Consider the following 5,230-nt stretch of genomic DNA (forward strand, 5'->3'; position numbering starts at 1 on the left):
AGGGAGAAAACACCGCCCACGAGCAGGAAGGCGCCGAGGAACAGGATGCTGGTGAGTGTCAGCGCGACTGTCATGCCGAGACCGATGGTGCCCAGCAGGACGAACAGGATGCCGACGGTCAGCAGCCAGCCCCAGTTCTGCCGCGCCACTTCCATGCGGGTTTGTATCGCGTCGTTCAGTTCTTTGTCGTTGGTCGTGTTCATTGTTGTTTTCCAGTGATGTTGTCGGGAGACTCTGGCTCAAATAGGGGCACACATCCGGAGTTCAAGACCTGCCCGGCAATCGCTGCCAGCCATGGAGAGCGAAGCGAAGGCTGGTAGACCCCAGTAGCCGCGAGGCCGCACTGCTTACCCGTCGTGCGCATAGCGCCAGAGGGGAAGCAAAGTAGGCATCCAAACGCGGCGTCCAGTCATTGGGAGACAAGTACGGAGCAGCAACGAGCTTGCGAAGTTGTTGCGTAGTGCTTGGTGACCAGGACGGCTGGGGCACCAATAGGTTGTCAAAGGCCGAGTCGATTTTGGGGACTGGGATGTCCCAAAATCTATCACGAGGCCGAAGACACACTTGTGAGCGTCCATCATTTGTGGAGCTCCATGGGGCTGAGTTTCCAGATGTCTTCATTGTAGTCCTGCATGGTCCTGTCGGTTGAGAAGAAGCCGCTGCAGGCGGTGTTCATGATACTCATGCGGGTCCAGTGCTGCTGATCGCGATAGGCGTTGGCCGCCTGTTGCTGTATTTCGATGTAACTGCGGAAGTCCGCGACGGTCATCCAGGGATCATGGGGGTCTTTCATCGAGGCAATGACGGCGTCGAATATACCGGGTTCCTCGATATTGAAGTGGCCGCTTTCGAGAAGATGGAACACGGCCTTGAGGTCTTCATCCGCGGCAATGATGCTCTCTGGATCATAATGTGCCCGCATGGCTTCGACTTCATCCACCTTGAGTCCGAACAGAAAAAAGTTGTCGGAACCTACAGCGTCGAGTATTTCGATGTTGGCGCCGTCATAGGTGCCAATGGTCAGCGCGCCGTTCATCATGAATTTCATGTTGCCGGTGCCGGAAGCTTCCTTGCCAGCCGTCGAGATCTGCTCGGACAGATCTGTGGCCGGTGCAATCACCTCCATGCTGGACACACGGTAATTGGGCAGGAAGGCGACTTTGAGCTTGTCTCCCACTTCCGGGTCGCAGTTGATGATCTCGGCGACATTGTTGATGAGCTTGATGGTGCGCTTGGCCATGAAGTAGCCGGGGGCTGCCTTGCCGCCGATGAGCACGCAACGGTTGGTCCAGTCCAGGGTGTCGCCCCGGCGGATACGGTTGTAGAGATGAATGATGTGCAGCACGTTGAGCAACTGGCGCTTGTATTCGTGGGTGCGTTTTACCTGCACGTCGAACATGGAATCCACCGCGAAGTCCACACCACACTCCTTTTTCACCAGTTCGGCCAGCCGGGTCTTGTTGCTGCGTTTGGCGGCCTGCCATTGTGCGTGGAAAAGCTTGTTGTTGGCGCTGCCGGCAAAAGGCTTCAGTTTTTCGATCTGCGACAGATCGGAAATCCAGCCGTCACCGATCTTGCTGCTGATCAGTGCTGTCATTTCCGGGTTGGCGTGAGCGATCCAGCGCCTGGGTGTGACGCCATTGGTCTTGTTGTTGAATTTTTCCGGCCACAGCTCGTAGAAGTCCCGGAAGAGGCCTTTCTTCAGCAGGTCGGAATGCAGTTCCGCGACCCCGTTCACGGAGAAGCTGCCGACGATGGCCAGGTAGGCCATGCGCACGGATTTTCCGTGATCTTCCTCGATGATGGACATGCGCCGCCGGCGGTCACTGTCGCCGGGCCAGTGAATGGCGACCTGTTTGAGAAAGATGGCGTTGATGTCGAAAATGATCTCCAGCAGCCGTGGCAGCAGACGCTCGAACAGTTTCACAGACCAGCGCTCCAGTGCTTCGGGCAGGAGCGTGTGGTTGGTATAGGCCATAGTATTGCTGGTGATTTCCCAGGCCTGATCCCAGGACAGGTGCTTGTCATCGATAAGAATACGCATCAGTTCCGCAACCGCAATGGCAGGGTGGGTGTCATTGAGCTGGAACACGTTTTGCGCGGCGAAGTTGCTGTAGTCGTCGCCGTGGACCATTTCCCACTGGCGGACGATATCCTGCAGGCTCGCAGAGGCCAGGAAATACTGCTGGCGCAGGCGCAGCTCCTTGCCGTTTTCACTGGAATCGTTGGGGTAGAGCACCATGGTGATGTGTTCGGCATCGTTCTTGGCGGCGACGGACTCGGGATAGCTGCCGGCGTTGAATTCATCGAGGTTGAATTCGTCGGTTGCAGTGGCTTTCCACAGCCGCAGGGTATTGACCACACCGTTCCTGTAGCCGGAAACCGGCACGTCGAAAGGAATGGCCAGCACTTCTTCGGTATTCAGCCAGCGGGTTCTGGGTTCGCCGCGGCGATTGGTGAAATGCTCGGTGTGTCCGCCGAAATGCACGCGCTGGGTGTATTCCGCACGCTCCAGCTCCCAGGGGTTGGTGTCTCTGAGCCAGTGGTCCGGTTCTTCCACCTGGTAACCGTTCTGGATATGCTGGCGGAACATGCCGTATTCATAACGCAACCCGTAGCCCAGCACAGGCAGTTTCAGGGTGGCGCAGCTGTCCATGAAGCAGGCAGCCAGACGGCCGAGACCGCCATTGCCCAGTCCGGCATCGGGCTCTTCCGACTGGATTTCTTCCAGGGAGAGGGAGAACTTCTGCATCGCCTCGGCGGACTGCTCTTCGATATCCATGTTGAGCAAATGATTGCCCAGAGCGCGGCCGATGAGGAATTCGAGGGACAGATAGTAGGCGCGACGCTGTTTGGGCAGCCGATGCTGCAGCCAGGTGTTGCGCCAGTCTGTCATGATGCGGTCGCGAACCGTCAACGACAGTGCTTCATAGAGATAGTGGGGGTTGCAGCCCAGAAAGCGTCCCAGGTGATGAATCAGGTAGCGCCTGAAATCATGTTCCAGTGCTTTGGCATCCGTAGGGAGTTTTTCAGTTTCCGGCAGTACGCAAAGGTCGTCTTGAGTATCGTTCATGGTTTGTTGTTCAAAGGGTCGGTGATTTGGCTTGAGTAACTGATTATTGTAACGGCAAACGCCGGCGGTGGGGGAAATGGGAAAAAGGACCTAAAAAAGACCGGGCGACCCTTGCGGGGCCCGGTCAAAACCAGCGTCTTGCGGAGGGTTTGCTGGTAAGCCTCTAGGAATTGCTTGTACCGTCAGAAAATTGCGAGGATCTGAACCGAAAAGCGGTCATCCATGTCGCCGGGTATCTGATTCGGAGCGGCGCCGGATGAAAATCCCGGTGCTTCGGCGCTGCGGAACTCGTAGTTGGCGATCAGCCTGGCTTTCTTGTTGAAGAACCACTGGGCGCCGACGGTCCAGGTCTCGAAGTCCCGCTGGCCCAGCCTGGTGTCCGTACCCCGGTGCAGGATGTCGTAGCGCAGATCCAGCTCCAGTTGCGGCAGCACCTTGTAACCAATGTCCGCGTACCAGCCATCGGCCTTGTCGTCCGGCAGCATGTTCAGGGATGCCCTGGCGGTGCCGGCGTTGTTCAGGCTGCCGGCTACCGCGCCACCGTCGCTGCCGTTGAAGATCATGCCGTCCGCCCAGGTGAATTCAGCCGCGCCGCGCCACTTGCCCTTGAGATAGGTCGTACCAAAGCCCCAGCGGTTGCGGTCGAACTCCTGTTCTTTGGCGGTACCGAAGGCATAGTCCAGTGTGCGTTTGCCGCCGTTGTACCAGGCGAACATCTTCCAGCCCTGGCGACGTGCCTTCTTGCCGCCGAATACCAGCTCGGACGCCCAGTACAAGTAGTAGTCCTTGTTGCTGTCGTTGTCGCTCCAGTCAATACCGTTGCCGTTGCCTATCATGCCGGCATAGCTGTGTTCCCAGCTTCCGCTCTTGAAGGTATCAAAGACCTGTATGCCGATGTCACGGAAGGCGCCGATGGCGGAAACAGGCGCATTGGTCACGTCTTTGTCAGCACCCTTGCGGCTGCCGTCTTCGGCCAGGAATCTTTCGAGGAGTTGTTGATTGGCCATGTTGGTGAAATTGACATAGTTGAACACGTGAATGGCCATCAGGCCCTCTTCCGAACCCGGGGTCTTGAACAGACCCACACGGAAGCGGGCATGGGGTATGTAGTTGAAGGTCACGCTGGCGTCCGTGGCCTTGACCGCGCCGCCGCCTCCGAGCTTGGTGATGCCGTTGTTGCCTGCTTCAACCAGCAGGAAATAGTTAACGCCGCTGTCCAGACCGAAACCCGTGCCCCGGACACCGAGACGGGCGCGGCGGATCTGGAAAGTGTTGTTGGAATCAAGATCCGGGCCAATCATGTTGAAAGCGGCATCCTGTCCTTTCCAGGGGCCGGCAGCCAGTTCAGTGCCGTTGGTGGACTGGAACTCGGGCTGGATGAAACCCCAGACTTTCGCTCTGGGTGCAGCTGATGGATCTTCCGTACCCTGAAGCATGAGCCAGTTGGCAGCATACAGATTGCCGGCAGTGAATGATGTGGCGAGTAAAGCCGCACATCCCAGTATTTTTTTCATAGGAAATCCCCCTTTTGGATTGTGGAGTTTGGTGTTTTCTTACAGATGTGTTTTGTTACGGTTTGACCAGGGTGTAGCCTTTGTCCACCAGATCCATGATGCGCACCACGCCTGCGGATACACGGGTGGAATGCGGGTTCAGGGCCGGTTCCTTGCCTAGTTTCTTGGTAAAAGCCTTGATGGTGTTGGAACAGGCAGCGAAGCGTACGCCCTGGCTGGAAAGTCCGTCGATCCGCGACAGATTGCTGTTGTCCGCCAGCAGCAGCCGCAGGCCGGGGCCGAAGGCGACGATCTCGATGTCTATCTTGTCCTGTCCGTAGTGCTTGATGAGGTTGTTGGCGACATTCAGCACCAGTGTCTGTTTGAACGGGTTGGGATCACTGATCTGCAATACCACATGCTTTTCGGCGAAAGGCTTGTCATCAGTACCTTCCTCGGCAACGGCGCCGAGGCTGAAAAGCAATAGCGACAGCAGGATCAGCGGCCTCAAAATAGAAATTCTTGTTTTCATGTTCTCCTCTCCGGTTTTGTGCTGTAAGTGACCAGAAAGATGCAGGCAGGAAGGCGATTTATTCCCACGGGAACGAAAAAATGTTTTTCTTGGATTGAATGGAATATTTATTGCAGATGGTGCATCTTTCAT

At 56.7% G+C, this 5,230-nt stretch carries 5 protein-coding genes and 1 pseudogene; all 6 read right to left on the reverse strand.

Features of this window, described 5'->3' with window-relative positions:
* A pseudogene (locus tag ACOCD2_RS11765) lies at window positions 1–203 on the reverse strand (HdeD family acid-resistance protein); the annotation flags it as partial.
* On the reverse strand, window positions 200–364 hold the full coding sequence (locus tag ACOCD2_RS11770) for a hypothetical protein (protein WP_294079033.1): 165 nt from the start codon (window positions 362–364) through the stop codon (window positions 200–202). The gene ACOCD2_RS11770 and the pseudogene ACOCD2_RS11765, both read right to left, overlap by 4 nt.
* Window positions 348–548 (reverse strand): hypothetical protein, encoded by a 201-nt coding sequence (locus ACOCD2_RS11775; protein ID WP_294032265.1) that lies wholly within the window; start codon window positions 546–548, stop codon window positions 348–350. The genes ACOCD2_RS11770 and ACOCD2_RS11775 overlap by 17 nt, the downstream gene beginning before the upstream one ends.
* Window positions 549–577: 29 nt before the next feature.
* Window positions 578–3,073 (reverse strand): glycogen/starch/alpha-glucan phosphorylase, encoded by a 2,496-nt coding sequence (locus tag ACOCD2_RS11780; protein ID WP_293648039.1) that lies wholly within the window; start codon window positions 3,071–3,073, stop codon window positions 578–580.
* A 182-nt stretch (window positions 3,074–3,255) separates the two neighbouring features.
* Window positions 3,256–4,587 carry a porin gene (locus ACOCD2_RS11785; protein ID WP_293648041.1) on the reverse strand — a complete coding sequence of 444 codons (1,332 nt, stop codon included), beginning with the start codon at window positions 4,585–4,587 and terminating at the stop codon, window positions 3,256–3,258.
* A 55-nt stretch (window positions 4,588–4,642) separates the two neighbouring features.
* Window positions 4,643–5,098, reverse strand: a complete 456-nt coding sequence (locus ACOCD2_RS11790; protein ID WP_293648043.1) for a hypothetical protein — start codon at window positions 5,096–5,098, stop codon at window positions 4,643–4,645.
* Between the last annotated feature and the right edge of the window lie 132 nt (window positions 5,099–5,230).

This window comes from Thiolapillus sp., assembly GCF_048562965.1.
In the GTDB taxonomy this organism is placed as follows: Bacteria; Pseudomonadota; Gammaproteobacteria; order Chromatiales; family Chromatiaceae; genus Thiolapillus; species Thiolapillus brandeum_A.